Origin of the sequence: Maricaulis salignorans (assembly GCF_900103475.1) — a bacterium.
Taxonomy (GTDB): Bacteria; Pseudomonadota; Alphaproteobacteria; order Caulobacterales; family Maricaulaceae; genus Maricaulis; species Maricaulis salignorans.
Map to the genome: position 1 here is coordinate 79,766 of NZ_FNHG01000004.1, position 25,676 is coordinate 105,441.

The 25,676-nt window shown below is 63.0% G+C and carries 26 protein-coding genes and 1 tRNA gene; 11 read left to right on the top strand and 16 right to left on the bottom strand.

The window, feature by feature from the left end:
• Positions 1-590: 590 nt before the first annotated feature.
• The 3 genes from BLT42_RS05070 to BLT42_RS05080 form a co-directional block, all read right to left on the bottom strand.
• Positions 591-2,252 (bottom strand): NAD+ synthase, encoded by a 1,662-nt coding sequence (locus tag BLT42_RS05070; protein ID WP_091767779.1) that lies wholly within the window; start codon positions 2,250-2,252, stop codon positions 591-593.
• 42 nt (positions 2,253-2,294) lie between these two features.
• A complete protein-coding gene (locus BLT42_RS05075) occupies positions 2,295-3,221 on the bottom strand; it encodes a Gfo/Idh/MocA family protein (RefSeq protein WP_091767782.1) in 927 nt (308 codons plus the stop codon).
• 137 nt (positions 3,222-3,358) lie between these two features.
• The gene (locus tag BLT42_RS05080; protein ID WP_091767786.1) at positions 3,359-3,862 is read right to left on the bottom strand and encodes a GNAT family N-acetyltransferase; all 504 of its coding nucleotides are present in this window, start codon (positions 3,860-3,862) and stop codon (positions 3,359-3,361) included.
• 72 nt (positions 3,863-3,934) lie between these two features.
• On the opposite strand from BLT42_RS05080, the gene BLT42_RS05085 reads away from it, so the two are divergent.
• The 3 genes from BLT42_RS05085 (at position 3,935) to BLT42_RS05100 (ending at position 6,475) form a co-directional block, all read left to right on the top strand.
• Positions 3,935-4,687 (top strand): DUF3667 domain-containing protein, encoded by a 753-nt coding sequence (locus tag BLT42_RS05085; RefSeq protein WP_143024052.1) that lies wholly within the window; start codon positions 3,935-3,937, stop codon positions 4,685-4,687.
• Between the two features lie 21 nt (positions 4,688-4,708).
• Complete coding sequence (locus BLT42_RS05090; RefSeq protein ID WP_091767791.1) at positions 4,709-5,704, top strand: NADP-dependent oxidoreductase; 996 nt, start codon at positions 4,709-4,711, stop codon at positions 5,702-5,704.
• 504 nt (positions 5,705-6,208) lie between these two features.
• Entirely contained in the window at positions 6,209-6,475 is a 267-nt protein-coding gene (locus BLT42_RS05100; RefSeq protein ID WP_091767795.1) for an HU family DNA-binding protein, read from the top strand.
• A gap of 93 nt (positions 6,476-6,568) precedes the next feature.
• Here BLT42_RS05100 and BLT42_RS05105 read toward each other — a convergent pair whose 3' ends face one another.
• The 6 genes from BLT42_RS05105 to glmU are packed head-to-tail and all read right to left on the bottom strand — an operon-like array spanning position 6,569 to position 13,376.
• A complete protein-coding gene (locus BLT42_RS05105; RefSeq protein WP_091767797.1) occupies positions 6,569-7,936 on the bottom strand; it encodes a class II 3-deoxy-7-phosphoheptulonate synthase in 1,368 nt (455 codons plus the stop codon).
• Between the two features lies 1 nt (position 7,937).
• Positions 7,938-9,329, bottom strand: a complete 1,392-nt coding sequence (gene gor / locus BLT42_RS05110; RefSeq protein WP_091767799.1) for a glutathione-disulfide reductase — start codon at positions 9,327-9,329, stop codon at positions 7,938-7,940.
• Between the two features lie 23 nt (positions 9,330-9,352).
• Complete coding sequence (locus BLT42_RS05115; RefSeq protein WP_176780260.1) at positions 9,353-9,814, bottom strand: DUF2059 domain-containing protein; 462 nt, start codon at positions 9,812-9,814, stop codon at positions 9,353-9,355.
• A gap of 39 nt (positions 9,815-9,853) precedes the next feature.
• The gene (rpiA, locus tag BLT42_RS05120) at positions 9,854-10,555 is read right to left on the bottom strand and encodes a ribose-5-phosphate isomerase RpiA (protein ID WP_091767803.1); all 702 of its coding nucleotides are present in this window, start codon (positions 10,553-10,555) and stop codon (positions 9,854-9,856) included.
• The gene (locus BLT42_RS05125) at positions 10,552-12,021 is read right to left on the bottom strand and encodes an NAD-dependent succinate-semialdehyde dehydrogenase (RefSeq protein WP_091767805.1); all 1,470 of its coding nucleotides are present in this window, start codon (positions 12,019-12,021) and stop codon (positions 10,552-10,554) included. Before BLT42_RS05125 ends, rpiA begins: the two co-directional genes overlap by 4 nt.
• Positions 12,018-13,376 (bottom strand): bifunctional UDP-N-acetylglucosamine diphosphorylase/glucosamine-1-phosphate N-acetyltransferase GlmU, encoded by a 1,359-nt coding sequence (gene glmU, locus BLT42_RS05130; RefSeq protein ID WP_091767807.1) that lies wholly within the window; start codon positions 13,374-13,376, stop codon positions 12,018-12,020. Before glmU ends, BLT42_RS05125 begins: the two co-directional genes overlap by 4 nt.
• Positions 13,377-13,493: 117 nt before the next feature.
• Between glmU and BLT42_RS05135 the strand changes: the two genes are divergently transcribed.
• Positions 13,494-14,183, top strand: a complete 690-nt coding sequence (locus BLT42_RS05135; protein WP_091767810.1) for an HAD hydrolase-like protein — start codon at positions 13,494-13,496, stop codon at positions 14,181-14,183.
• Positions 14,184-14,189: 6 nt separating this feature from the next.
• On the opposite strand, the gene BLT42_RS05140 is transcribed toward BLT42_RS05135, so the two are convergent.
• Positions 14,190-14,408: a phosphoglycolate phosphatase gene (locus tag BLT42_RS05140; protein ID WP_091767813.1), complete on the bottom strand. Its 219-nt coding sequence runs from the start codon at positions 14,406-14,408 to the stop codon at positions 14,190-14,192.
• A gap of 249 nt (positions 14,409-14,657) precedes the next feature.
• Between BLT42_RS05140 and BLT42_RS05145 the strand changes: the two genes are divergently transcribed.
• The 4 genes from BLT42_RS05145 to BLT42_RS05160 all read left to right on the top strand — a co-directional run bounded on the left by BLT42_RS05145 (position 14,658) and on the right by BLT42_RS05160 (position 18,635).
• A tRNA-Val gene (locus BLT42_RS05145) sits at positions 14,658-14,732 on the top strand.
• Between the two features lie 183 nt (positions 14,733-14,915).
• Positions 14,916-15,956, top strand: coding sequence for an extracellular solute-binding protein (locus tag BLT42_RS05150; protein ID WP_091767816.1), 1,041 nt, complete (start codon positions 14,916-14,918; stop codon positions 15,954-15,956).
• Between the two features lie 2 nt (positions 15,957-15,958).
• Complete coding sequence (locus BLT42_RS05155; RefSeq protein WP_233342329.1) at positions 15,959-17,581, top strand: ABC transporter permease; 1,623 nt, start codon at positions 15,959-15,961, stop codon at positions 17,579-17,581.
• 22 nt (positions 17,582-17,603) lie between these two features.
• A complete protein-coding gene (locus tag BLT42_RS05160) occupies positions 17,604-18,635 on the top strand; it encodes an ABC transporter ATP-binding protein (RefSeq protein ID WP_091767819.1) in 1,032 nt (343 codons plus the stop codon).
• A gap of 104 nt (positions 18,636-18,739) precedes the next feature.
• On the opposite strand, the gene BLT42_RS05165 is transcribed toward BLT42_RS05160, so the two are convergent.
• The 3 genes from BLT42_RS05165 to BLT42_RS05175 form a co-directional block, all read right to left on the bottom strand.
• Positions 18,740-19,804: a Leu/Phe/Val dehydrogenase gene (locus tag BLT42_RS05165; protein ID WP_091767822.1), complete on the bottom strand. Its 1,065-nt coding sequence runs from the start codon at positions 19,802-19,804 to the stop codon at positions 18,740-18,742.
• 110 nt (positions 19,805-19,914) lie between these two features.
• Positions 19,915-20,535: a uracil-DNA glycosylase family protein gene (locus BLT42_RS05170; protein ID WP_091767825.1), complete on the bottom strand. Its 621-nt coding sequence runs from the start codon at positions 20,533-20,535 to the stop codon at positions 19,915-19,917.
• Positions 20,492-20,749, bottom strand: coding sequence for a DUF3253 domain-containing protein (locus BLT42_RS05175; protein WP_091767831.1), 258 nt, complete (start codon positions 20,747-20,749; stop codon positions 20,492-20,494). Before BLT42_RS05175 ends, BLT42_RS05170 begins: the two co-directional genes overlap by 44 nt.
• Before the next feature lie 44 nt (positions 20,750-20,793).
• On the opposite strand from BLT42_RS05175, the gene BLT42_RS05180 reads away from it, so the two are divergent.
• Positions 20,794-21,516 (top strand): acyltransferase, encoded by a 723-nt coding sequence (locus BLT42_RS05180; protein ID WP_091767834.1) that lies wholly within the window; start codon positions 20,794-20,796, stop codon positions 21,514-21,516.
• On the opposite strand, the gene BLT42_RS05185 is transcribed toward BLT42_RS05180, so the two are convergent.
• Positions 21,513-22,802 (bottom strand): NupC/NupG family nucleoside CNT transporter, encoded by a 1,290-nt coding sequence (locus tag BLT42_RS05185; RefSeq protein ID WP_091767837.1) that lies wholly within the window; start codon positions 22,800-22,802, stop codon positions 21,513-21,515. The two genes, BLT42_RS05180 and BLT42_RS05185, sit on opposite strands and share 4 nt — an antisense overlap.
• A 95-nt stretch (positions 22,803-22,897) precedes the next feature.
• On the opposite strand from BLT42_RS05185, the gene BLT42_RS05190 reads away from it, so the two are divergent.
• Positions 22,898-23,110, top strand: coding sequence for a DUF1289 domain-containing protein (locus BLT42_RS05190; protein WP_233342331.1), 213 nt, complete (start codon positions 22,898-22,900; stop codon positions 23,108-23,110).
• A gap of 35 nt (positions 23,111-23,145) precedes the next feature.
• On the opposite strand, the gene BLT42_RS05195 is transcribed toward BLT42_RS05190, so the two are convergent.
• Both BLT42_RS05195 and dusA read right to left on the bottom strand, forming a co-directional pair.
• Positions 23,146-23,961 (bottom strand): sulfite exporter TauE/SafE family protein, encoded by an 816-nt coding sequence (locus BLT42_RS05195; RefSeq protein WP_091768167.1) that lies wholly within the window; start codon positions 23,959-23,961, stop codon positions 23,146-23,148.
• Complete coding sequence (gene dusA, locus BLT42_RS05200; protein WP_233342332.1) at positions 23,961-24,911, bottom strand: tRNA dihydrouridine(20/20a) synthase DusA; 951 nt, start codon at positions 24,909-24,911, stop codon at positions 23,961-23,963. Before dusA ends, BLT42_RS05195 begins: the two co-directional genes overlap by 1 nt.
• Before the next feature lie 182 nt (positions 24,912-25,093).
• Here dusA and BLT42_RS05205 point away from each other — a divergent pair, with 182 nt between their 5' ends.
• Positions 25,094-25,645, top strand: coding sequence for a hypothetical protein (locus BLT42_RS05205; protein ID WP_091767842.1), 552 nt, complete (start codon positions 25,094-25,096; stop codon positions 25,643-25,645).
• Positions 25,646-25,676: the final 31 nt, after the last annotated feature.

Consider the following 25,676-nt stretch of genomic DNA (forward strand, 5'->3'; position numbering starts at 1 on the left):
CGAGCACCGTGGGATGACGGTGGGGTTGGGTGTTTGGTGCTGATGATTGTTCCGCGCTGACGGGGCTTATCCAGCATGGCCGTCAAATATTTGCGTCACCCTGACGAAGGTCAGGGCCCAGTTCATCGAGCGGTAACACATGGAAATCTGGCAACTATTCAATTCGCGTTGAGTCTGAAACTGGGTCCTGACCGTCGTCAGGATGACGACCTTTGACCCAAATTATCCCCCCCCCCCCACACCTGCGCTTATCCTCAACCCGTTCCGGTCGCACGGGAGGCACGAGCTCAGTCAGTCGCGGCGGTCGGGAGCGTGCAGCCTGTCCGGGTAGAGGGGTGACGGCCCGAACTCCGGCAGGGCGTCCAGAAGGTCTGACGGCACTAAACGACCGACCTGAGTACCTATCTGGATTGGAAACGGGGTGGAGACAGCCCGGGAAAACTGCACGTGTGGGACGGCTTCGACTGCCACACCAAACAAAATACATACTGGCGCCAGTTCGGCACTCGAAGGCGTCCCACACCCCTCCCATTTCGATGGGAAGCCCGCAAACCTCCAGCCGCTCGCGGCGTGGAGATTTTCGTGCAGGGTCAATCGGCGCGGAAGCGGTTGGTCATCGGATAGCGGCGGTCGCGGCCGAAATTCTTCGGGCCGATCTTGACGCCGGGCGGGGCCTGGCGGCGTTTGTATTCGGCGCGGTAGAGCAGGTTTTCGATCCGGCGCACGGTCTCCGCATCATGGCCTTCGGCGACGAGATCGCGCGGCGCTTTTTCGTCCTCGATCAGGCCGTAGAGAATGGCGTCGAGAATGTCATAGGGCGGCAGGCTGTCCTGGTCGGTCTGGTCGGGACGCAGTTCGGCACTCGGGGCCTTGGTAATAATGCGCGGTGTGATCACCGCGCCCGCCGGGCCGAACCCGACGGGGTCGCGCGCCTCATTGCGCCAGCGCGCCAGCTCATAGACCTCGGTCTTGTAGACATCCTTGAGGGCGTTGAAACCGCCATTCATATCGCCATAGAGGGTGGCGTAGCCGACGGCCATTTCCGACTTGTTGCCGGTCGACAGCACCATCGGTCCGAACTTGTTGGACAGGGCCATCAGAACGACGCCGCGAGCGCGCGACTGGATATTCTCCTCGGAAGCGTCAGGCTCGGTACCGGCAAAGGCCGGCGCCAGCACCTGGCCGAAACTGGCAATCGCAGGTTCGACATCGAAAATGTCATAGCGAATGCCGAGACGCCGGGCACAATCCTTCGCGTCCTCAAGGCTCTCCGCGCTGGTATATTTCGACGGCAGCATCACCGCCCAGACCTTGTCGGCCCCCAGCGCATCAACGGCGATGGCGGCGCTGATGGCGCTGTCGATGCCGCCCGACATGCCCAGCACAATGCCCGGAAAGCCATTCTTGGTGACGTAATCGCCCAGGCCGCGGCACATCGCCTGCCAGTCGGCCTCCAGTCCGGTGACAGGCCTGGCCTGCTGCCCACCTTCACTGGACCAGCCCGCCGCGCTGCGGGTCCAGCTGACCAGATCCATCGCCTCCTCGAAGGCCGGCAGGCGCTGACATTCAACGCCATTGCTGCCAAGCGAGAAGCTGGCGCCGTCAAAAACGAGTTCGTCCTGACCACCGATCTGGTTGACGAAGATCAGCGCCTTGGGGCCAGTCCAGCGGTCAAACCAGCGGGCAAAGGCACCGCGGCGCTCCGCCTCGATCGTCCGGCGCCAGGGCGAGCCATTGATCGAGATCATCATGTCGCAGCCCTGGGCGATCAGGGCATCGGGCACAGCCGCGCTCCAGATATCCTCGCACACCGGCAGGCCGAGCCGGATGCCACGCCAGGCGACAATGTCCGGCAGCGGGCCGGGCGCGAAGACACGCTTTTCGTCAAACACGGAGTAGTTGGGCAGGTCATGCTTGTAGCGCAGAGCCGACACCCGGCCTTCATCGAGCAAGGCCACGGCATTGTGCAACAGACCGTCCTGGCGCCAGGGCAGACCGATCAGGATGGCCGGGCCGTCAGCGGTCAGCGGTGCCAGGGATTCGAGCGCGCGCTGGCAGGCTTCGACAGTCGCCGGCTTGAGCACGAGATCCTCGGGCGGATAGCCGATCAGGAAAAGTTCGGGAAACACGATCAGATCGGCGCCGCGAGCGCGGGCATCGGCATGGACGTCACGGGCCCGGGCCAGATTGCCGGCAACATCGCCAACCACCGGATTGAGCTGGGCCGAGAGGATCTTCACTGTCTGGGTCATGGACCGCGATCTATCCCGCTGCGCCGCGTCCGGCAAGCACCGTCAGGATCCGTAGATCCGCGCCCCGTCAACAGCGCGTGCTGCATCAAGCGCCCGCAGGCCGGCAATGCCGGGCACGGCGACCGGTGCGCCATCGAGCACGGCAGCGATAAAGGCTTTCACATTGGCGCCGAGCGAATCGCGCGCCATGTCGGTATCGGCGAAGCCGGGATTGAGGTCGAACGGCGTCGTATTCTCGAAGCTCTTGGCGATGAAATCGACATCAACCACGCCCTCGGCGTATTCGACCCGCATCTTGCGGTCGCGCTCATGATGCACCCGGCTCGAGCTCAGCTCGGCGACACAGCCATTTTCAAAGGTCAGCACGGCCTCGGCAATATCGGGGTGGCCGAAACGGCCCTTGTCGACCTTGCCCTCAACCTTGGTCACGGCGGCACCGGCCAGGGCAATCGCCAGATCAAGGTCATGGATCATCAGATCAAGCGTCACGGAAACATCGAGATTGCGCTCCGAGGGCGGCCCCATCCGGCGGGCGATGATGCGTTTCGGCGCGGAGGGTATCTGGAACAGGCCCATCGCGTTGAAGACGAAGCGTTCCTGGTGCCCGACCTGCAGCACACAGCCATGCGCGGCGGCGAGCGCGATCAGTTCGCGTGCTTCCTCAACCGAGGAGGCGACCGGCTTTTCCACCAGCACATGCCGGCCGGAGGCCAGGCTGGCAGCGGCCGCCTCGAAATGGTGGACGGCCGGGCTGGCGACCGTCAGGGCATCACAGGCGGCGATCAGGGCGGCGAGCGTGTCGAAACTCCTGACACCATGCTTGGCGGCCAGCGCCCGGGCGCGCTCCAGGTCGGGATCGTAAATCCCGATGAGAACAGCGCGCTCGTCGGCGGCATATTTGGCGGCATGAAATCCACCGAACACGCCGGCGCCGACAACCCCTGCCCTGACAATCATGGAATCTGACATCTTCTCTACATTCCCTGGCAATATCGGCCGCAGGCCCATACCGACCCAATCGAGTACCGGCTCCATACAAGTGCGGGCCGGGCAATCAAGTCACAGTCACACACCCGCGCGGCGCCGAAACGCGCCATCGACGGGTCCTAATCCTCGTCGGCGAGCGCCTTGCTCATACGGTAATTGTGCAATTCTACGCCGCGAATCATCGGCTTCTGCGCCGCCTCGACCGTCCAGCCCTGACGCTCGAACAGGATGCGGGCACGGGCGCTGGCATCACTGTAGAGGCGCTCCATCCCGGTTTCGCGGGCATGGGCTTCCAGCCGGTCATACAGGAGTTGCGCCACGCCATGGCCGATATGCTCGGGATCGACAAAGGCCAGGTCGATATAGCCATCGCTCTTGACGCTCATGAAACCGATCACCGCACCATCCAGTTCGGCGACGAACACGGCCTGCGGTGTCAGGCGCTTGTCCCAGGCCTCGACCTCCGGTGGAGCCGGTGCCCAGGCGGCGCGTTGTTCGGTGGAATATTCCGGCCCCGCCCCCTCGCGCACGGCACGGTAGAAGACGCGGGTCAGGGCAGCGATATCACTGCGTTCGCCGCGGCGCAGGACAATCCCGGCGGGGTGGTTTGACGTGGTCTGCATTGGCTTCAGCCTCCCCTACTTGCGGTCCGGCGTCCGCGCTCTACCATGAAGCAAGGCCGGAGGGGATGGGTGGTGACAGACGAAAAGCGATCAAGGGAGACGGATTACCAGTTGGTCGATTCGATCACCGTGGCCGCATTCGATGTCGACGCGCGGATATTCCGCACGCTCTGGCACTCGATCGTGCGAACCCCGAAGGTCGCGCTTGCCGCGATCCAGGGCGATTATTCACGCTATATTTCGCCCATTCGGGTACTGGTTGCCCTGTTGGGCCTGCAGTTTGCCGCCGCCGCGATTTTCGGCGCACCCACGAGTGTGACAATTGAATCGCTCTCGGCGAACATGGACCCGGCGCGTCTGGTCGACTGGCTCAATGGCCATGACGCGGCCAGTATCGACCGCGCCATCGAAGACAGTATGAGTCTGATGCTCTGGCCGATCATGATCGTGAGCTCCCTGCCCTATCTCATCCTGCTCAAACTCTACCGACCGTCCCTGACACTCTGGACGCATCTCTGCCTCTATCTCGTGCCGACCAATGCGAGCACAATCATCTTTATCCTCATGCTTCCCGCAGTCCTGTTTGCGGAGAGCATGGTGGGCATCGCCCTGATGGCAATGCTGGCCGCCTATTTCATACTCACCGGCTGGCTGATCGCGCGGTTCTATTCGCGCTCCATCCTCGGCACGGTGATGCGGATAGGCGGGCTGATCCTGCTCTCGCCCCTCACCTTCATCATCAGCGCCGCCAGCCAGTTCCTGGCGGCCAGCTGGATTCTGGACAACCAGTTCGGGCTCAGCCTGCTAGACCTGTTTCAACCATAACTCTCGATAAGGACTCTCCCCATGAAATCTCGTGAAATCCACCTCAACGCCTATCTCAAGGGCGCGCCCAAAAAAGAGAATTACTCGGTTGTCGAAACCGAGCTGCCGGCTCCGGCCGAAGGCCAGGTGACGGTGCGCAATCTCTACATCTCGGTCGACCCCTATATGCGGGGCCGGATGAGCGGCATCAAAACCTATATCGACCCGTTCAAACTGGGTGCTGTCATGGAAGGCGGCGCCGTCGGCGAAGTCGTCGAGAGCCGGTTTGAAGGGCTCAAGCCAGGCGATCACGTCATGTCGATGCTGGGCTGGCGCGAAGCCTATACCGCGTCGGGCAAGGCGGTTCAGAAGATCGATACCAGCCTGCTGCCACCGCAAGCCTTCCTCGGCATTGCCGGCCTGACCGGGTTGACCGCCTATGTCGGCATCCGCCGCATCATCGACCTCCAGGCTGGTGAGACCATGTGGATGTCGGCCGGCGCCGGCGCTGTCGGTTCCGCCGGCATCCAGTTCGCCAAGGCGATGGGGGCCAATGTCGTTGCCACCGCTGGCGGCCAGGAGAAGTGCGACTATCTCAAGACCATCGGGGCCGACCACGCCATTGACTACAAGGCGACGGACGACCTCACCGCGGCGATCCGTGCCGCCGTGCCCGAAGGCGTTGACGGCTATTTCGAGAATGTCGGCGGCACGCATTTTACCGCGGCCCTCAATACGCTCAAACAGTTCGGTCGCATGGCGGCCTGCGGCATGATTCAGCGTTATAATGACGCCGAGCCGGCCAGCATCACCGACAATCTGACTTTCATCGTCGGCAAATCGCTCAAGATCCAGGGCTTCATCGTCTCCAACCATCTCGATATCCAGCCCGAATTCATCAAGGATCTGAGCAATTGGATGATGGCGGGCAAGATTACGCCGGCCGAGACCATCATGGACGGGATCGAGAAAGCGCCGGAAGCCTTCACCGGCCTGTTCGCCGGTCTCAACAAGGGCAAGATGCTGGTCAAGATCTGATCCTGACCCAGCACATCAACGCCGGATCGCGCATCCCCTCGACAAGACCCTGAGGCTCAACCAGCGGAGCTTCAGGGCCTTGCGAGGCATCGCACAGCAGCGTCGCTCGATCAGCGCCGCGACAGTCTTCCCTGGACCCAGCCCCCGGCAATCGCCGCCAAGCCGGCAGCCCAGTCCGGGCCGACCCCGAAGCTCCCAGCCAGGAAATAGCTGCCCACAGCAGCCGCCAAAGCGAAGGGCAGCACGCGAATCGCCCGAATCGCGGCGGGCGTATTAGGGTCTGGTTCACCTTGAAACATGCCTTCCAAGGCACGCAATTACGGGGCCGCAGGCCCTATTTCAGGGTTTTGCCTATAAAAATGCAGCGATTTCGGCCCGATTCACCTGTTGAGGCTTGCAAACAGCCTCGGTTGTTGGCCTTGTTGGCTGGTCAACGAACACGCGAAAAACCGGCTAGATGCGATGACCGTGTCGGCCGGAACGCGACAAACTGGGGGGAACCCTATGAACAAGTCAGACCTCGCCAAAGCCGTCAGCGAAAAGACCGGCCTGTCCCGCACTCAAGCGGGCGACGCCGTCGACGCTGCGATCGATGCCATCATTGGTTCGGTCAAAGGCAATGACAGCGTCCAGCTTGCCGGTTTCGGCACGTTCCACGCCAAACATCGTGAAGCTCGTGAAGTGCGCAATCCGCGTACCGGCGAGAAGATGATGTCGAAGGCTCGCACCCAGGCGGCATTCCGTCCGGCTGCTGCCCTCAAAGATATCTAATCAGCGCTTCACAGCACTGATGAAACGCCGCCCGAAGCAATTCGGGCGGCGTTTTTCTTTGCGCGAGCAGGTGAGCCCCTGACGGGGCGGCAATCAGGCCGCGTCGGTGTTCCGGCTGGTCCGGACCCGTTTGAGCGATTCCGAAATCCGGAAGGCCATGTCGAGCGCCTGCTCGGCATTCAGCCGCGGATCGCAATGGGTGTGGTAACGCGATGCCAGATCGGCCTCGGTGACCGCATTGGCGCCGCCCACACATTCGGTGACATTGCTGCCGGTCATCTCGATATGGACCCCGCCGGGATAGGCACCCTCGGCGTAGAGGACATCCATGAAGCCTTCGAGTTCGTTGAGGACACGCTCGAAATCGCGCGTCTTGTAGCCGCTCTCCGTCTTCATCGTATTGCCGTGCATCGGATCGCTTGACCAGACCACCTTGCGTCCGGCCCGCGTCACGGCGCGTGCCAGGGCCGGCAATTTCTCGCGCACATTATTGGCGCCCATCCGGGTAATCAGGACGAGACGGCCCGCCTCATTGGTCGGGTTGAGCGCATCGATCAGAGCGAGCAGATCATCGGGCTTCATGGTCGGGCCACATTTGACGCCGATCGGATTGGAAATACCGCGGGCATATTCAACATGCGCGCCATCGAGCTGACGCGTCCGCTCGCCGATCCACACCATATGGGCCGACGTCGCATACCATTGCCCGGAATTGGGATCGCGCCGTGTCAGCGCCTCCTCATAGGGCAGGTGCAGCGCTTCATGGCTGGTGAAGAAATCCACCGTCTCCAGCGAGGGGGCACTGTCGCGGCCGACGCCACAGGCCTTCATGAAGGCCAGCGCTTCGGAGATCCGGTTGGCGGTCTCGATATAGCGTTCATTCGCCGGGCTGTCCTTGACGTAATCGAGCGTCCACTGGTGCACATTATTCAGGTCGGCATAGCCGCCCGAAGCAAAGGCACGCAGCAAATTCATCGTCGAGGCCGACTGGTCATAGGCACGGATCAAGCGCTGCGGGTCGGGCTGACGGCCCTCGGGCGTGAAGGCCATGTCATTGACGCTGTCGCCGCGATAACTCGGCAGGGAGACCCCGTCGATCGTCTCCATGTCGGCCGAGCGCGGCTTGGCAAACTGCCCGGCTATGCGGCCCAGTTTCACCACAGGCTTGGAGGCGGCAAAGGTCAGCACGACCGCCATTTGCAGCAGGACACGGAAGGTGTCGCGCACGCCTTCGGTCGAGAACTCCTTGAAGCTCTCCGCACAATCACCGCCCTGAAGCAGGAAGGCATTACCCGCAGAGACATCGGCCAGTTGGCGGCGCAGGCGCCGCGCTTCGCCGGCAAACACCAGCGCCGGACGATTTCCAAGCTCGGCAATAGCGCGATCAAGCGCCGCCGGATCGGCATAATTGGGCATTTGTTCGACGCGTTTGGAACGCCATGAATTCGGGGACCAGCTCATATCACTCAGCAGCTTTCAATTCGGGTGGCGACCATTTTTCCTTCATGGTCACCAGTTCTTCGGCACTGGTCGGATGCACGGCACAAGTCATGTCGAACTGAGCCTTGGTCAAACCCGCCTTGACGGCAATGGCCGCCATCTGGATCATCTCCGGCGCATCCGGCCCGACAATATGCACGCCCAGAACCCGGTCTGTCTCCCCATCGACGACAAGTTTCATCAACATCCGGCTGGCATCATTGGTCAGCGAGATTTTCATGGGCCGGAAACTGGTCTTGTAAATGTCGACCTGCGCAAAGGCTTTGCGCGCATCGGCCTCTGAGAGGCCGACCGATCCAACCGGCGGCTGGGTGAAGACAGCAGAGGCGATGTCATTGTGATCATAGGCGGTTGGATTGCCGCCAAACACGGTAGCCGCAAAGGCCGCGCCCTCACGGATCGCGACCGGGGTCAGATTGACCCGGTTGGTGACATCACCCACCGCGTAAATATGCCCCACGCTGGTCTGGGAGAAGGCATCGACCTTGATTGCGCCCTTGCCATCAAGTTCGACGCCGGCCTTGTCCAGCCCGAGCCCGACGACATGCGGATCACGGCCGATTGCATACATCACCATATCGGCATCGACATGGCTGCCATTGGAAAGCTGCACCCGTTTCATGCCATCGCCGAGATCGGTGATTTTCTCGAACACGGCATGGGTGATGACGCGAACGCCCGAGCGCACCAATTCCTCATGGACATGGCTGCGGACATCATCGTCAAAGCCGCGCAGCACGGTATCGCCGCGATAGACCTGGCAGACCTGCGAACCCATGCCGGCAAAGATCTGGGCGAATTCACAGGCGATATAGCCGCCGCCGGCGATCACGACATGCTTGGGCAGGGTTTCAAGATGAAAAGCCTCATTGGAGGAAACCCCCATCTCATGACCTTCAATATCGGTTGGCGCGAAGGGCGTCCCGCCGGTTGCGACCAGGATCTTGCCGGCGGTAATGGTCTTGCCGGATTTCACCAGACGCAGCGTATGGGCATCCTCGAATACCGCCCGATCCTCGATGATCTCAACGCCGGAATTGGACAGGTTGCGCCAGTAGATCCCGGACAGGCGGTCGATCTCGGCATCCTTGGCCGCGATCAGTTTTTCCCAATCGAAGGTCGGCTTGCCGACGGACCATCCATAGCTCTCCGCCAGTTTGAACGTCTTGGCGAATTCACTGGCATAGACGAGGAACTTCTTCGGCACGCAACCGCGAATCACGCAGGTACCTCCGACCCGGTATTCCTCGGCAATCGCCACCCTCGCCGCACCATACTGGCGCGCCATGCGTGCGGCGCGCACTCCGCCGGAACCGGCGCCGATGACGAAGAGGTCGTAATCATATTGGGTCATCGGGATTGTCTCCTGCTGCGACGTTATTCGATGGTGGCGAGGTATTCCTGGACTCTCGGCAAGGCGCGCTGGGCGACATCCGCGCCCCATTGCTGACCGGCAACGACGGAGCGCTCCATCAAGGCCGGCATGCGTGCGAGCAGGACCTGGCCGAGTTCGGTCTCGTAGAATTCGATCGCCCCGAGCAGTTCCGCTTCGGTGAACTCGGTCGCATAGAGCATCACGATCAAGTCGGTCAGTTCGGTTTGGGATGCTTCAAATTCCTCAAGCAGAATTCGCACAACGGTATCGAGCTGCTCGTCGTTCAATTGCGGCGCGCTGGACTGGATTTGATCCCGCATTAACGGCGCCATTGAATCAATCATGCTTGAGGCAAGATCGACCGCACCGACCTGCTCGGCGAGTTGGCGGGCGAGCGCTTCGCGATCATCCGCCGCAGCCGGTGCTGCTAGCAGCAGGGCCGACGCCAGGAGACTCGCACTCAAAACGGACAAAAACTTCAGAAACCCCATCACTATTTCCCCCTATAATTCCAGTACGCGTGCTTCAGTATCCTCGCCGACAATCACGACACGGGCGAGGCCGATGAACAGGCCATGCTCGACCACGCCCGGGAGCGCCTTGAGCCGGTAGTCCACCATCGCTGCGTCCGGGATCGCGCCACAGGCACAATCGAGGATGTAATGGCCGCCATCGGTGACGAAGGGCTCCAGCCCGTCGCCCTTGCGGCGCAGCTGAACATCCGGCTTGGCGATGCCACAGGCGCGCAGCACGTCGTAAATCTGCTTGGCGGTGATGGAAAAGCCGAAACGGTCGACTTCAACCGGCAATGCAAACCGGCCCAGCCTGGAGACCAGCTTGCTCTCATCGATCACAACGATCATCAGATCAGACGCGTGGGCGATGATCTTCTCGCGCAACAGGCAACCGCCACCGCCCTTGATGAGCTGGAAATGGCCGTCGACCTCGTCGGCGCCGTCAACGGTCACCGAGATATGATTGACATGGTCGACATCAATCAGCGGCACGCCGACTTCCTGCGCCAGCTCTGCTGTCTGGTTTGACGTCGCCACCGCCTGGATGCGCAATCCATCCTTGATGCGCTCACCGAGCAGGCGGACGAAGATCTCGGCCGTCGAGCCGGAGCCGAGCCCCAGCGTCATGCCGTCTTCGACGTAAGCCAATGCGGCAGCGGCGGCGAAGGTCTTCTGGCGATTGGCACTCATGCCTCAACGCCTCCGAGCAGCACGTATTTGAGCTCGGAGAACTCCTCCACGCCCCACTTGCCACCTTCGCGGCCAATACCCGATTCCTTCATGCCGCCGAACGGTGTGGAAGCCGAGCCGACCATCGGCGCGTTGACGCCGATCATGCCGTAATCGAGCCCTTCAGTAATGCGATAAACGCGATTGACGTCCCGCGTATAAACATAGGCCGCAAGCCCATAGGGCGTGTCATTGGCGAGACGCAGGATCTCGTCCTCGGTATCGAGGCGATAGATTGAGGCGACCGGTCCAAAAATCTCGAAACAGGCCAGATCCATCGTCGGATTACCACCCTCGATCAGGGTCGGGGCGTAGAAAGCCCCCCCAAGCTCGTCGACCAGCGGCTTGCCACCGGTGACGATCCGCGCACCGCTCTCGCGGGCATTGCGCACCAGGGCATCGACCCGCGCGACAGCTTCATGGTGGATCAGCGGGCCGAGATCGGATGTGCCGTCAAACCCGTCGCCGGGCTTGAGTTTGGAGACACGTGCCTCCAGCGCAGCAACGAAACGATCCGCGATACCGCTCTGCACGATGATACGGTTGGCCGACACGCAGGTCTGACCGGAGACACGGAATTTCGAGGCGATGACGCCATCGGCCGCAGCCTCGATATCGGCGTCATCCATGACGATGAAGGGCGCATTGCCACCGAGTTCGAGCGCCACACGCTTCACACCATCAGCCGCCTGGCGCATCAGCAATTTGCCGACCGCCGTCGAGCCGGTGAAACCGATCATCTTGACTTCGGGCGCTCCGGTCATGACCGGTCCGAGCACCTGGGCATCGCCGCAAATGACATTGAACACGCCGTCGGGAATGCCGGCGCGCCGGGCCAGTTCAGCCAGCGCCAGGGCCGAGAGCGGCGTTTCCGGTGCCGGCTTGATGACCATGGTGCAACCGGCCGCCAGGGCCGGGGCGCATTTGCGCGTAATCATCGCATTGGGGAAATTCCACGGCGTAATGCAAGCGACAACGCCGACCGGCTGGTGAATGGTCCAGCCGCGAGAATTCGGGAAAGGTGGCTGCATGGTCTCGCCATGGATGCGCTTGGCTTCCTCGGCCGACCATTCAATGAAGGCGGCGCCATAAACCACTTCGCCCATCGCCTCGCGCTGGGTCTTGCCCATTTCCAGCGTGATCAGTACGGCCAGATCGGCGGCATTCTCGAGGATCAGCTGGTGCCAGCGCATCAGGAGCTTGCTGCGCTCGAAGGGGGAGATTCGCTTCCAGGTCTCAAAGGCTGTCGCTGCGGCGGCGATCGCTGACCGGGCGCCGTCAGCACCGACATCGCCGATTTCGGCAATCATCTCATTATTGGCAGGATTGAGAATTGGCTTGGCGCCTTCGCCCTGGACCCATGCCCCATCAATGAAGGAGGCGGTCCGGTACAGCGTCTTGTCCTTCAGGCGGTCTGCAACACTCATGAAGCCGTGTCCTTCTTGGCTTTGCGGGTCAATTTGGCGCGGCGGAAACGGGCCGCCCAGCCATCCTTGTTGGTCTGCTCTGCCCGGGCCAGGGCCAGGGCGTCAGCGGGGACGTCTTCAGTAATCACCCCGCCGGATCCGGTCATGGCACCCGAGCCGACCGTGACCGGGGCCACCAGGCTGGTATTGGAGCCAATAAAGGCGCCCTCACCGATCACTGTGCGGTGTTTGCCGAAGCCGTCATAATTACAGGTAATCGTCCCGGCACCGACATTGGCACCGGCACCCACGCTGGCATCTCCTACATAGGAGAGGTGATTGACTTTCGCACCCTCTCCGAGCTGCGACTTTTTAATCTCGACGAAATTGCCCACCTTGGCCTTCACGCCGATTTCTGCGCCGGGACGAAGCCGCGCATAGGGGCCAATATGAGCGCCCTCGCCGATCGTCGCGCCCTCAATGTGGGAGAAAGCATGGATCACCGCATCCTCGCCAATCGTCACACCGGGTCCGAAAACGACATTCGGCTCGATGATCACGTCGCGCGCAATTTTGGTATCCCAGGAGAAGAACACGGTTTCCGGCGCAACCAGGGTGACACCGGCATTCATCGCCTCGCGGCGCATCCGTGCCTGCAGCGCCGTTTCGGCTTCGGCCAGGTCGATCCGCGAATTGACCCCGAGCACCTCATCGGCGCCCGCCCGCACCACAACGGCCTTCAGTCCGCGTGAGCGGGCCAGTCCGACGACATCGGTGAGATAGTATTCGCCATTGGCATTCTCATTTCCGACCTGTCCGAGCAAATCGAACAGGAGCGACGCTTCTGCGGCCAGCACACCGGAATTGACCAGGCCAATCGCCCGCTCCGCCTCGGAGGCGTCCTTGAATTCGACGATCCGGTCGAGATGCCCCTCATCGTCGAGCACGAGGCGGCCATAGGCGGCCGGTTCTGCCGGTTCGAAGCCCAGAACGGCCACCGCCGCGCCGCTTTCCAGCGCCGCGAACACCCGCTCAACCGTCTCCGGTTTGATCAATGGCGTGTCGGCATACAGCACGATCGCATCGCCCTTGAAATCCGCGAGCGCCTCGCGGGCTGCCAGCACGGCATGCCCTGTCCCCAGCGGCGGATCCTGCAAGGCCGTCGCCGACCCCAGCGCCTCGGCCGCATCACGCACCGCCGGCGAATGCGCGCCATAGACCGTCACCATCCGCCCGGCATCGCTACGCATCGCCAGGTCAATCGCCCAGTCCAGCATGGGCCGCCCACCGACTCCGTGAAGGACCTTGACCGTTTTGGACTTCATGCGCGTGCCTTGTCCGGCAGCCAGAATGACTGCAGCGCGGGATCGTGACATGGGGCTATCCTCTCGGACCGAAAGCGTGTTGGACATGTGTCAGGGCGCTATAGCCTATCGTGCGATAGCGCGTAACCATACAGCGTCGCAATCGCCAGCCTCAAAGAGCAAAATCACATGTCCGACCTTCTCGACCCCGACCTGTTTGGCCAAGCCTCGATCGCCTTCGATCTCGACGGCACGCTCGTCGACACAGCGCCCGATCTCGTCCGGGCCCTCAACGCGACAATCCAGCCTGACGGCCTGACACCGGTACCCGTGGATGATCTGAGGGCATTGGTCGGGCGCGGCGCGCAGGCGCTGCTGGAGCGCGCCTATGCGCAACAGGGGCGGGTTTTATCGCCGGATGCGACGCCAGACCTGGTGGCGCGATTCATTGATATCTACCAGGCCGATATCGCCGCCCACAGCCGGGTTTTCCCGCAGGTGGAGACGACGCTGGCGCGGCTGCAACGTGCTGGCGCCACTCTGTCGGTCTGCACCAACAAGCCGTCAGTCCTGTCGGATCTGCTGATCGCCGAGTTCAAGCTGACGGGCTATTTCGCCCGCATTATTGGCCCCGACCGCACCACAGCCAAAAAACCTGCTGCTGACCATGTCCACACAGCGCTCGGCACCGGCCATCGACGCGCCGCAATGGTCGGCGACAGCGCGCCGGACGTCGACGCCGCGCGAGCTGCACGGGTGCCAAGCATAGTGCTTAGCTATGGCTATAGCGAAGCACCGGCCGGCTCCTTGGGAGCCGACCGGTTGCTGCATGATTTTGGTGATATTCCGGGGGCGCTCGCCGATATCTGGCGAGCCTAGTCGGGATCAGGCGGAGCGACGCTCGCGACCGACATCATTGGCAGGCCGTGTTGGCATGCCATTGACCAGGTTCGACCGCACATCAGTGCGAGCGGAACGCATGGCAGGCATGAAGCCGGCTTCGACGAGATCGACATTCACGTCATAGCCGCGCTCGGCCCAGTAAGCTTCAATACGCGCTTTAAGACGGCGCGCGCCTTCCGGCGTGCACAGATCGTTATTCATGAACAATACCTCCAATACGACCGAAGCTTCCCTCGGCCGGGAATTGCGTCCAATCTGATGATAATAGTCGCCGATGCGCTGGATGCGCTTCCGGTTCGGGAGGGCTGATATAGGGATGACGCTTCCGTGACGAGGCAAAACTGATGTGTCAAGTTGTCGCACCCCGACTACCGGGCAGGTGCAGATCCGCATGCACGCAGAGTTGACCGCCCGTAAGCGCGTGCTTATACGAGCGCTTTCCGGGATACCGGGCGATTAGCTCAGCGGGAGAGCACCTCGTTCACACCGAGGGGGTCACTGGTTCAATCCCAGTATCGCCCACCATTTCCACCCTCCACCCCGTTCAAAACCTGCCCGACAGACCGCGCTCTGCGACGCGATTCTGTCATGGATAGCGCCACTCCAGGGTTGATGGGCATCCTCGCGGTCGGCCCCGGTGCGGACTTTACTTGCGAAACGTTCTCATAAATGAGACAGGGGAGGCTGAACAATCAGATTGGGTGCGACATGAAATCCGTGAAATTCCTCGCTCTGGGCGCCAGCATCGCATTGGCAGCCTGCTCTCAACCCGCTGCAACGGACGGTGACAGCGCCCGCGTCGTCAATGTCTACAGCGCGCGCCACTATTCCAGCGACGACGCGATCTATGCGGCCTTCACCGAGCAGACCGGGATCACGGTCAATCTGGTAACCGCCAATGGCGACCAGCTGATCGAGCGCGTCCGCGCCGATGGAGAGCGCAGCCCGGCCGATGTCATCATCACTGTGGACGCGGCACGGCTCCACCGCGCCGAAGAAGCCGGCCTGTTCGCCCAGAGCGATTTCGGCGAGCTCGCGGCCAGCATCCCTGCAAATCTGATCGACCCGCAAGGTTACTGGGTCTCCCTCGCCAAGCGCGCCCGCGTCATTGCCTACTCCAACACACGCGTTCAGCCCGCCGAGATCGGGACCTATGAAGACCTCGCCGATCCGCGCTGGCAGGGTCGCATCTGCGTCCGCTCAAGCGGCAATGCCTATAATCAGTCCCTGCTCGCATCGATCGTCGCGCGCTCCGGCGAAGCGGCCGCTGAAGCCTGGGCCCAGGGCGTCGTCGACAACATGGCCCGCGCCCCCCAGGGCGGCGACACAACCCAGCTTGAAGGTATCGCGGCGGGGGAGTGTGATTTGGCTATTGTGAATCATTACTATTACGCACTGATGGTGAATTCCGACGAGCCGGCCCGCCAGGCTGCGGCCGCCGGGGTTTCGCTGCTCTTCCCCAATCAGGACAGCGCCGGAGCCCATATCAATGTGTCCGGCGCCGGCGTCGCGGCGAATGCACCGCATCCGGACGAAGCGCGCGCGCTGATCGAATTCTTCTTCAGCCCCGACGCCCAGCGCATGTTCGCCGAAATGACCAATGAGATCCCGGTCATCGCCGATACGGCCTGGGCCAACCCGACGCTGGAGGCGATGCTCCCCTTCGTCGAGGATGAGCGCAATGTCTCCGAACTGGGCGACCATAATGCGACCGCCCAGCGCATTTTTGACCGGGTTGGCTGGCAATAGCGGTGGCGGCAGCGGCCCGCCTAAACCGGTTCCGCGGCTGGCTGCCGGGCCGCACGCTCTCACTGGCCGTGCTGGCGGCAACGCTGTGCGCGGCACCGGTACTGGCCGTCGCCTGGATCGCGCTCACCGGTGAGACCGGCGATTATCTGCGCCACCTCGCCGGCACCCGCCTGCCGACCTACCTGGCCACCTCGGCAGCCGTCGCCCTCATCGCCGCTGCCGGGTCCGGACTGATCGGAACGGGGCTTGGCTGGCTGATGGCCCGCACGGACTTCTTCGGTCGCCGCACCCTCGGCTGGGTGCTGATCCTGCCGCTGGCCGTGCCCGCCTATGTCGCCGCCTATGCCTGGCTCGACCTCAGCCATGCCGGCGGCCCCCTGCAGGCGATGACGGGCGGCCTCTTCCCTACGATACGCGGCAGCTGGGGCGCGGGTCTGATGTTCGCCCTTGTCCTCTACCCCTATGTCTATCTGCTGGCCCGCAACGCCTTCGCCGCGCAATCCGCCGACGCCTACAACGCCGCGCGCACGCTCGGCGCAGGGCCGCTCCACGCCTTCTGGCGCACCTCCCTGCCCATGGCCCGCCCGGCGATTGCCGCCGGTCTGGCGCTGGTGGTGATGGAGAGCCTGGCCGATTATGGCACCGTCTCGCATCTCGGCGCACCGACCCTGTCGATCGGCCTGATCCGCGCCTGGAGCGGTGCCGGTTCGCTGGTCGATGCCGCCCGCCTGTCGCTGGTCCTGGTCCTGGTGGCGATCTTCATATTCGGGCTGGAACGCGCCCAGCGCAGCCGCGCCCGCAACATCAACGCCGCCGGGCGCCACAAGCCGGCGCCGCGACTGCCGCTGACCGGACTGACGGCGCTCGCCGCATTCCTCGCCTGCCTGCTGCCGCTTTTGCTGGGCATGATCATCCCGCTCGGACGGCTGGGCTGGCTGGCGCTACGGACCGAGGCCGCCAGCGGCCTCGCCGCCGCCAGCCTTCACAGCTTAACCCTGGCCGGCGTCACCGCCCTGATCGCCGCAGCGCTGGGACTGGGCACCGCCTATGCCCTGCGCAGCCGCACCACGATCGCGATTCTGGCCGCACGGGCCGCCGGCCTGGGTTATGCCGTCCCCGGCGCCGTGGCCGCCGTCGGCGTGATTGCGCTTCTCTCCGGCACCCAGGCCCTGATCGACCCGGCCTGGCGCGCCCTGACCGGCGAGGTCTTCCCCATCCTGCTCACCAGCACCGGCGCTGCCCTGGTCCTGGCCTATCTCTCGCGCTTTGCCGCGGCCGCGATCAGCCCGGCCGAGACCGCCCTGGCGCGCGTCACCCCGTCGCTCGACGGCGCAGCCCGAACGCTCGGCGCCACGCCCCGCCGCCGGGTCTGGCAGATCCACTGGCCGCTAATCGCCGCCGGGGTGACCTCGGCCGGTCTGCTGGTCTTCGTCGAGGTGCTCAAGGAATTGCCGGCGACCATGATCCTGCGGCCGTTCAATTATGACACGCTGGCCATCATCGCCCATAATTTCGCCAGCGATGAGCGACTGGGCGAGGCCGCCCTGCCCTCGCTCCTGATCCCGCTGGTCGCCCTGCTTCCCATGATCTTTGTTGCCCGCTACCTATCGCGGCAGGATCGCTAGAATGCCGCCCGGGAGAGTCCGCATGACGGACGCACAGACAGTGTTGAGCATTCGCGGTGCCGAGCATCACTACCGCGCCGACCATGCCGCGCTGGCGGGGGCTAATCTCGATCTGTATGCCGGCCGCATCACCGCCCTGCTCGGCCCCTCGGGGAGTGGCAAGTCCACCCTGTTGCGGGCCATCGCCGGTCTGGAACGCCTGGACACCGGCTCGATCCGCCTCGGTGACACCATCTGGAATAACGAACAGACCCATCTGCCGCCGGAAGCGCGCCGGGTCGGCATGGTGTTCCAGGATTATGCCCTCTTCCCGCACATGACGGCGCTGGCGAATGTCGCTTTCGGGCTGTCGGGTGCCGACAAGAAGGCGCGCGCGCTGGCCCAGCTGGAAGCCGCCGAACTCGGCCATCGCGCGAAGGCCTATCCGCATGAGCTGTCCGGTGGTGAGCAACAACGCGTCGCGCTCGCACGCGCCTTGGCCCCACAGCCCGCTGTCGTGCTGCTGGACGAGCCTTTCTCCGGCCTTGACCGCCGGCTACGTGGCGAACTGCGCGAGCGCACTGTGGACACGCTGAGAGCCGCCAGAACAACGGCGCTCATCGTCACCCATGATGCCGAGGAAGCCATGGCCGTGGCCGACGAGCTCGCCCTGATGGATGCCGGGCGGATCATCCAGACCGGCGCCCCGGACGAGGTGTGGATGGAACCCGTCAGCGCCACCGCGGCGAAACTGCTCGGGGATGTCGAAATCATCGAAAGCCACATCAGCAACGGACAGGCCGCGACGCCATTCGGCGCTGTCGACGCCCCTGGTCTTGAAGCCGGACAGCGCGTCAATGTCCTGATCCGACCCCGCGCTTTCGTCCTGACACTTGCCGATCATGGCACCTTCACCATCACCCGCCGCCGCTCCGCCGGCCCGCACCTGACCTGTCGCTTCGCCGGGGACAGGGGCGAGTGGACGGCCCAGACACCCTCCCCCGCATCAATCGCCGTGGGCGACCGGGTGAATGTGGTGCTGGATCCGGTCTATGTGCGCGTTGTGGCCGTCTAGCAGCGCCCGCACACCTCGCGCTACACAGCACTCTGCGCAATGACAATCGCCCCCACCGTAAGGCAGGGGCGACTTGAATCGGGATCGTGGGAGGTCGCCGGGGTTTACGCGAGTTTGGCGACGCGCTTTTCTTCAATGCGCTGACGGGCAATTTCGTCGGCGATCACATTGGACGGACGGCCCTCCTTGTCCGACTGATCGAGAATTTCGCCCAGCGTCTGCTCGAGACCGGTCAGCTTGCCCTGGACCCAGGCCGGATCGAAATCACCGGCGATCTCGCCCATGACATTGATGATCCCGCCCGCATTGAGCACATAATCAGGCGCATAGACGATGCCGCGCTTCATGATTTCGGCGCCCATGTCGCGGGTTGCCAGCTGGTTGTTGGCAGCACCGGCGATGATCTTTGCCTTGATGCGGCCAATCGTGTCCGGATTGATGATGGAGCCCAGTGCGCATGGCGCGAAGACGTCAGCATCCTGGTCGTAGATTTCATCAAGCCCGACAATCGTCGCGCCGTATTCGGCCTTCAGACGCTCGAGCCCGTCGACATTGATATCGGTGATGATGAGCTTGGCGCCGGCCCTGGCCAAATGCCCGCTCAGATAGGAGCCGACATGGCCCGCCGCACCCTGGATCGCCACGGTGACACCGGACAGGTCGGTTTTGCCAAGCGCGCGCTCGATACATACTTTCATGCCGCGGAACACGCCTTCGGCGGTGACCGGTGACGGGTCGCCGGACGCGTCCTTGCCTTCCGGCAAGCCAACCACATGAGTGGTGAAGCGGCGCACAGCCATCATGTCAGCCGGGCTTACACCGACATCCTCGGCGCTGATATATTCGCCATTCAGGCTTTCGACGGCACGACCAAAAGCTTCAAACAGCGCCACGCGATCAAAATCGCCCGCCGGCTTCATGATCACGCTCTTGCCGCCGCCGATCGGCAGGTCGGCCATGATATTCTTGTAGCTCATGCCCTGGGACAGGCGCAGCGCGTCATTCAGCGCCTCTGTCGATGAGGGATAGGTCCACATGCGGCATCCGCCGCAAGCCGGACCACTGGCCGTGGAGTGAACGCCGATAATGGCTTTCAACCCGGTCTGTTCGTCGGTGGCGAACAGGACTTTCTCGTGATTGTCAAAAGACGGGTGCTCGAAGACACTCATGAAGCGCAGACCCTTTTTCCATGGGCGCAGCGTGATCGCTGCAAAATTCGGCGCTCAAATACCCTTTCGCACCGCCAGTTACAAGCGCGAGAAAACATCGTGATCAGACGCTATTGTAACAATTCTTTTATGCGGCACCGCAGCATTGGGAGAATTTTTGCCTCGAACCAGGGGTTTTTGCGCAACCAGGCACTATTCCGCCATGAGGGATGCGGTAAGGGGAGATAATCTGGTCCGAATGCCTCAGCCTCGCGCACTGTATCTGTCATGGTTTTTCGCACCTGCGAACCAAGGTGAAAACGCTGCGCATGCAGTCCGACCAGCAGGGTCAGCCGGACGTCGCCCAGCTGATCAAGCAGTTTTTTCTGCCAGAGCGGCGCGCATTCCTTGCGTGGCGGCAGGTCCGCGCCCGCCGCGTCGAGGCCGGGGAAACAAAACCCCATCGGGGCAATGGCAATTCTTCCGGCATCATAGAAGACCGCCTCATCAACCCCCATCCAGTCGCGCAGGCGATCCCCGGAGGGGTCGGTGAAAGGTCGGCCGGAGGCCTGAACCCGCGTCCCCGGCGCCTGCCCGATGATCAAGATTCTGGCGCCAGGGGCAGCCTGTACGATGGGACGTGGTTCATGCGGCATGAAAGCGGCGCAGACACGACAGGCCCGTATCTCTCTCAGAAGCGGATCGAGATCAGACGCGGCCAATCCGATAGACCCCTTTGAAGGTCTCGGCATCGGTGACGGGCTTGCCCTTGCGCAGGATCGCGACCTCGCCCTTTTGCATCAGCCGGATGGCCGCCTGGCGCACATGGCCAAAGCGTTTGTGCCAATTATCGGGATCGGCGGCGCGCGCGACATCCTCCGGAGCGATGGAACGCCCCTGGGGAGCGGCTTTCACCAATTGCAGGATAACGGCTTCGATCGGATCGTCGGATGATGTATCGGTCATGAACGTTGTCTATTCCAGCTTTCCCGCCATTGCCAGAGGCCGCCATGCGCCGTGATCATCGCCCCTATTGGATGCACCATTTATGGGAGCGCTATGAGAATGCCTGGACACACCATTTCCTCGAACCGCATTTCGAGGCGCTGGGCAGCGACCCCAAGATTGTCCGCCCCTGGCATGTCGAGGTCTTTGGCCCCAATATCGTCGCTGGCGAAAAGCTGCACATCATCGCCAGCGCGGCCGATCCGGTCCGTCTGACCGTCTGGTCGCCACAGGACAGCCAGGGCCAGATCACTCTGGGCGACGGGGTCTTCATGGCCGGCGGCACGCGGCTTCTGGCCGCCGGCTCGATCGAGATTGGTGATGCCTGCCTGATCGCCCGCGAATCGGTCATCACCGATTGCGACTGGCACTCCCTGTATGACCGCGTCGATCCGGCCCCGCCCTCCAAGCCCGTCAAGCTGGGCAAGAATGTCTGGGTGGGCGACGGGGCTTTCATCGGGAAGGGCGTGACGATTGGCGATCATGCCGTGATCGGGGCGCGCGCCGTCATCACCAAGGATGTCGAACCCTATGCGGTGATGGCCGGCAATCCGGCCCGCCTCGTCAAACGGCTCGATCCGGAACTGCCAATGAAGACACGGCTCGACCTGCTGGGCGATCTCGACGGACTCGAGGCCTTTATGGAAAACGCCTATCGCGAGGCGCTGAAGAATAATTCCACCACGGGCTGGCTGAGCTCGAAACTCTGGCCACGCCGCGGCGTCTAGCTGCCGAACAGGCCCATCGGGAAGACGCCGATCGCCGCCCCCGTCATCAAGGTCGCCAACGTGCCGGAGATCAGCGCTTTTGGTGCCAGGTTGAGAATATCCTCGCGCCGCGAGGGTGCGATGGCGACCAGGCCGCCGGTGAGAATTCCGACGCTGGCGAAATTGGCGAAACCGCACAGGGCATAGGTCATGATCAGGTTGGAGCGCGGGCTCAGGGCATCGCCCAGCCGTGACAGCTGGTCATAGGCATAGATCTCGTTGAGCGCGGTCTTCAGCCCCATCAGGGAGCCCGCCGTCGTCGCCTCGGCCCAGGGAATGCCGGCCATCCAGACGATTGGTGCGAACAACCATCCCAGGATCCGGTCCGCGCTCAAGGGGGCGCCGTAGACATCAGGGAATAAGGCCAGCAGGACATTGGCCAGCGCCACCAGGGCGGTAAAGACCAGCAGCATGAAAATAATATTGAAATAGAGCCGCATCCCGTCCGAGACGCCGGTGGTCAGGGCATCCATCGAGGAATTATAGATCGGAGCGGGAATCTTCTCCGCTTCCGCCGCCGCTTCCAGCTCGGCCGATTTCGGCTCGGCAGGCATCATCAACCGTGCCAGCAACACAGCCGCAGGCACGGAAATCAGCGAGGCGGTGAAGATATGCCCGGCGGCATTCTCGATCACGCCGGTCAGTTGGCTGACATACAGCGCCATCACCGAACCGGCGACTGTGGCAAAACCAACCGTCATGATCAGAAAGAGGTCGGGCCGGCTCATCTGCGGCAGCCGCGGCCGGATCAGGACCGGGCTTTCCGTCATACCGAGGAAAATATTCGCGGCCGCACCAAGACTGGCAGCGCCGGACAGGTTGAGCAGGCGCCGGAAGGCGAAGGCGAAGCCCTGCACGAGAACCTCGAGAATTCGCCAGCGCCACAGCAGCGCAGACAGCGCCGACAGCACGATCACCATCGGCAGGGCCTGAAACGCAAACAGAAAGAGGCTGCCCCCCTCCGGATCAACCACGAAGGGTGAAGGCGCTCCGGACAGATAGCCGAACACGAATTGCGCGCCCTCATTGGTCACGTCCTGCAACACCATGACGACGCCGGTCAGTGACTGCAGAAAGGCGCGAAACGGCGTGACGGAATAGAGGAGCCAGGCGATCAGCAATTGCATGCCGATCGAGCCGAGCAGCAACGGGACGGGGAAGCGCTGGCGAGGACCCAGGGCCCAAGCCAGACCGGCAAACACGAACAGGCCGGCAAAACTGCGCAATTGCAGCGTCATGTCTTCCATCTGATCCCCCGCAAAGCGCTGCTTCACCCTATTCCGCCCGGTCATGCGGCGGCAAGTACTTGCCTCAAACGCTGTGGCGCGAAATGCTGCTCGCCATGAGCGCTGCCCCCATCAAGACCCCGTGCGTCAAAGTCTGTTTCGTCGACCCGGCGGCCGGGCTTTGCGTCGGCTGTTTTCGAACCATGGAAGAGCTTGGCCGCTGGACGAAATATTCCGATGCCGAACGCGAAGCGATTCTCGCTGCCCTGCCCGGGCGCGAAGCGCATTATGCTGAGCAGCACCCCGGCTCAAAATCGACCTCAAGCTAGGAGTCCGGGCGGACGAGCCCGCATTTCAACCCGGGTCAGCCGCCCAGAACAGCTTCTTTCAGCAACATGCCACCGACCACGACAAGGCCGATCGCAAAGAAACGCTTCAGGGTCGCCGCCGGCAAATCATGCGCCAGGCGGGCGCCGACCGGGGCGACGAAGAAGGCCGAGCCGGCGAGCAGGACGAAGGCCGGCAGATTCACATAGCCCAGCGAATAGGGCACGATGTCGGCTCCCCAGCCATTGACGATATAGCCGACCGCGCCGGGCAGGCCGATCGCCACGCCAAAACCGGCGGCCGTCGCGACGGCCTTGTGGATCGACTTGCCGCAGAGCGTCATCAAGGTGACGCCGAATACGCCGCCGCCAATCCCCATCATCGCCGACATGATGCCGATCAGCCCGCCCAGTCCGGCCCGCGCCGGACCGCCGGGGAGCTCATCGCGCAATTTCCAGTCCGGGCGTCCGAAGAAGAATTGCAGCGACAGCAACAGCGCCATGCCGCCAAACAGACCTGTCAGCACCCGTCCGGACACCTGATCGGCAATGACGGAGCCCAGCAGTGTACCGCCGACAATCCACGGCCCCCAGCTTCGCAACACCTGGAAATCCACCGCGCCGCGCTTGGCGTGGGCCGAAAGGCTGCGCATCGAGGTTGCGACGATCACGGCCAGCGAGGTGCCGACCGCAACATGCATGAGCTTGTCGTCCTGGTAGCCCAGCGCCGAGAGCGCGTAATACATGGCCGGCACCATCACGACGCCGCCGCCAATCCCGAACAGGCCGGCCACCAGGCCGGCAAAGGCGCCCGTCGCGGCCATGGCAGCGATCAGCACAAGCATATCCGTCATCATGCGGCCTCATCTTGTTGCGGCACAGCGGCGCTGGCCTCGTCGAGCACGTCCAGCCCGGCGCCGGGCCGATTGGATTTCTCCGACAGGATACGCCGCCAATGGCGCGCGCCCGGCAAGCCTTGGAACAGGCCCAGTATGTGGCGCGTCATCGAATGCAGCGACACCCCCTCATCGAGGCGGGCCTGCATATAGGGACGATAGGCGAGCAAGGCGTCATGGCGCGTCAGAATCGGGTCGGGCTGACCGAAAACCCGCGAATCCACCCGCGCCAGCACCCAGGGATCGTGATAGGCGGCGCGGCCAATCATGGCACCGTCAAGCCCGGCGCTTTCGGCGAGCGCCTGGTCGAGTGTTTCCAGCCCGCCATTGAGGATGATTTCCAGTTCCGGCCGGCGCTGTTTCAGCCGCCGCACCAAATCATAATCGAGCGGCGGGATGGTGCGGTTCTCTTTCGGGCTCAACCCTTTGAGCCAGGCCTTGCGGGCATGGACGGCAAAGCTCGTCACGCCGGCAGCCGAGACGGTATCGACAAAGCCGAACAGCGCGGTTTCCGGATCCTGGTCGTCAACACCGATACGGCATTTCACCGTCACCGGGACATCGACCGCATCCTGCATCGCCTTGACGCAATCGGAGACCAGTTCGGGTTCCTGCATCAGGCAGGCACCAAACCGGCCAGATTGGACCCGGTCCGAGGGGCAACCGATATTGAGATTGATCTCGGCATAGCCAAATCCGGCGCCGATCCGCGCTGCGCGGGCGAGGTCTTCGGGCACCGAGCCCCCGAGTTGCAGGGCGACCGGCTGCTCGACCGGATCGAAGCCGATAATCCGTTCCGGGTCGCCATGGATCAGCGCCTTGTCGACGGCCATTTCCGTATACAGCAGGGCATGCCGGCTCAGGACACGGTGAAAGGCCCGGCAATGCCGGTCAGTCCAGTCCATCATGGGCGCCACGCTCAGGCGGCGGTCAGGCGTTCGATCAAGGCTCATGCCGCCACATAGCGCGCACACGCCAGCTGGGCAATTTGTGTCTTCCGCCCGGCGCCCGAAGATTCAAATGCAGTTCATCGGATTCACGCGGTTTCAACCCGCTTGTGCTTCTGTGGCACCGCCTGGAGGGATGAGTGATGGCGAAAGCACTGTTTCACAAACACCAACGCGTCTATGTGGCGCCGGTCGGCACCTGGGCGATCGTCGAACATGTCAAACCGCATTGGGTGAAAGACGTCGAGGAGCCGGTCCGGATCTATTATGATTGCGGTCTCGGGCGCGATTTCACGACACATGAGCTGGCGGCCGAACAGGTCGAAACCGTCGACGGCGAGAATTGGCGCGTACTGCGTGCCAAAAATAAATGGCAAAGCATGGAAGAGTGTAGCCGGCACCCCTATCCCGGCACATTCCCGGTCGTTGTCACGGATCCCAAAGACTGGGGTGGCTGGCGTGTCCCGGCGGCGGAATATGATCGCGACCCGGTTCGGATCGAAGCCCAGGCGCGCCTCCTCAGTCGCAGCCCGGGATTGCTCGAACTGGCGGAGCAATTGATCCAGCTGGCCTCGGAAGACCCCGAACTGCCCAATGCCGTGACCGAACTGGCGCGCCGCGCCAATGACATCGTCCGTGAGGTCAATATAAAACCTGCGGCCGCCGCGCCGGTGAGCCCGCCTCACCCAGCCTGACCAGGCGGCGAGCTTTAACGCAACCCTAATG

Coding starts and splice junctions, on each gene's coding strand:
- BLT42_RS05185 (WP_091767837.1), bottom strand. CDS start 22,802: ATGGAAGACATGACGCTGCAATTGCGCAGTTTTGCCGGCCTGTTCGTG.
- BLT42_RS05195 (WP_091768167.1), bottom strand. CDS start 23,961: ATGACGGATATGCTTGTGCTGATCGCTGCCATGGCCGCGACGGGCGCC.
- gor (WP_091767799.1), bottom strand. CDS start 9,329: ATGACCCAATATGATTACGACCTCTTCGTCATCGGCGCCGGTTCCGGC.
- BLT42_RS05160 (WP_091767819.1), top strand. CDS start 17,604: ATGACGGACGCACAGACAGTGTTGAGCATTCGCGGTGCCGAGCATCAC.
- BLT42_RS05075 (WP_091767782.1), bottom strand. CDS start 3,221: ATGTCAGATTCCATGATTGTCAGGGCAGGGGTTGTCGGCGCCGGCGTG.
- BLT42_RS05100 (WP_091767795.1), top strand. CDS start 6,209: ATGAACAAGTCAGACCTCGCCAAAGCCGTCAGCGAAAAGACCGGCCTG.
- BLT42_RS05090 (WP_091767791.1), top strand. CDS start 4,709: ATGAAATCTCGTGAAATCCACCTCAACGCCTATCTCAAGGGCGCGCCC.
- BLT42_RS05105 (WP_091767797.1), bottom strand. CDS start 7,936: ATGAGCTGGTCCCCGAATTCATGGCGTTCCAAACGCGTCGAACAAATG.
- BLT42_RS05070 (WP_091767779.1), bottom strand. CDS start 2,252: ATGACCCAGACAGTGAAGATCCTCTCGGCCCAGCTCAATCCGGTGGTT.
- BLT42_RS05190 (WP_233342331.1), top strand. CDS start 22,898: ATGAGCGCTGCCCCCATCAAGACCCCGTGCGTCAAAGTCTGTTTCGTC.
- BLT42_RS05180 (WP_091767834.1), top strand. CDS start 20,794: ATGCGCCGTGATCATCGCCCCTATTGGATGCACCATTTATGGGAGCGC.
- glmU (WP_091767807.1), bottom strand. CDS start 13,376: ATGTCACGATCCCGCGCTGCAGTCATTCTGGCTGCCGGACAAGGCACG.
- BLT42_RS05140 (WP_091767813.1), bottom strand. CDS start 14,408: ATGAATAACGATCTGTGCACGCCGGAAGGCGCGCGCCGTCTTAAAGCG.
- BLT42_RS05135 (WP_091767810.1), top strand. CDS start 13,494: ATGTCCGACCTTCTCGACCCCGACCTGTTTGGCCAAGCCTCGATCGCC.
- BLT42_RS05165 (WP_091767822.1), bottom strand. CDS start 19,804: ATGAGTGTCTTCGAGCACCCGTCTTTTGACAATCACGAGAAAGTCCTG.
- BLT42_RS05080 (WP_091767786.1), bottom strand. CDS start 3,862: ATGCAGACCACGTCAAACCACCCCGCCGGGATTGTCCTGCGCCGCGGC.
- BLT42_RS05205 (WP_091767842.1), top strand. CDS start 25,094: ATGGCGAAAGCACTGTTTCACAAACACCAACGCGTCTATGTGGCGCCG.
- BLT42_RS05150 (WP_091767816.1), top strand. CDS start 14,916: ATGAAATCCGTGAAATTCCTCGCTCTGGGCGCCAGCATCGCATTGGCA.
- BLT42_RS05175 (WP_091767831.1), bottom strand. CDS start 20,749: ATGACCGATACATCATCCGACGATCCGATCGAAGCCGTTATCCTGCAA.
- dusA (WP_233342332.1), bottom strand. CDS start 24,911: ATGATGGACTGGACTGACCGGCATTGCCGGGCCTTTCACCGTGTCCTG.
- rpiA (WP_091767803.1), bottom strand. CDS start 10,555: ATGAGTGCCAATCGCCAGAAGACCTTCGCCGCCGCTGCCGCATTGGCT.
- BLT42_RS05125 (WP_091767805.1), bottom strand. CDS start 12,021: ATGAGTGTTGCAGACCGCCTGAAGGACAAGACGCTGTACCGGACCGCC.
- BLT42_RS05170 (WP_091767825.1), bottom strand. CDS start 20,535: ATGCCGAGACCTTCAAAGGGGTCTATCGGATTGGCCGCGTCTGATCTC.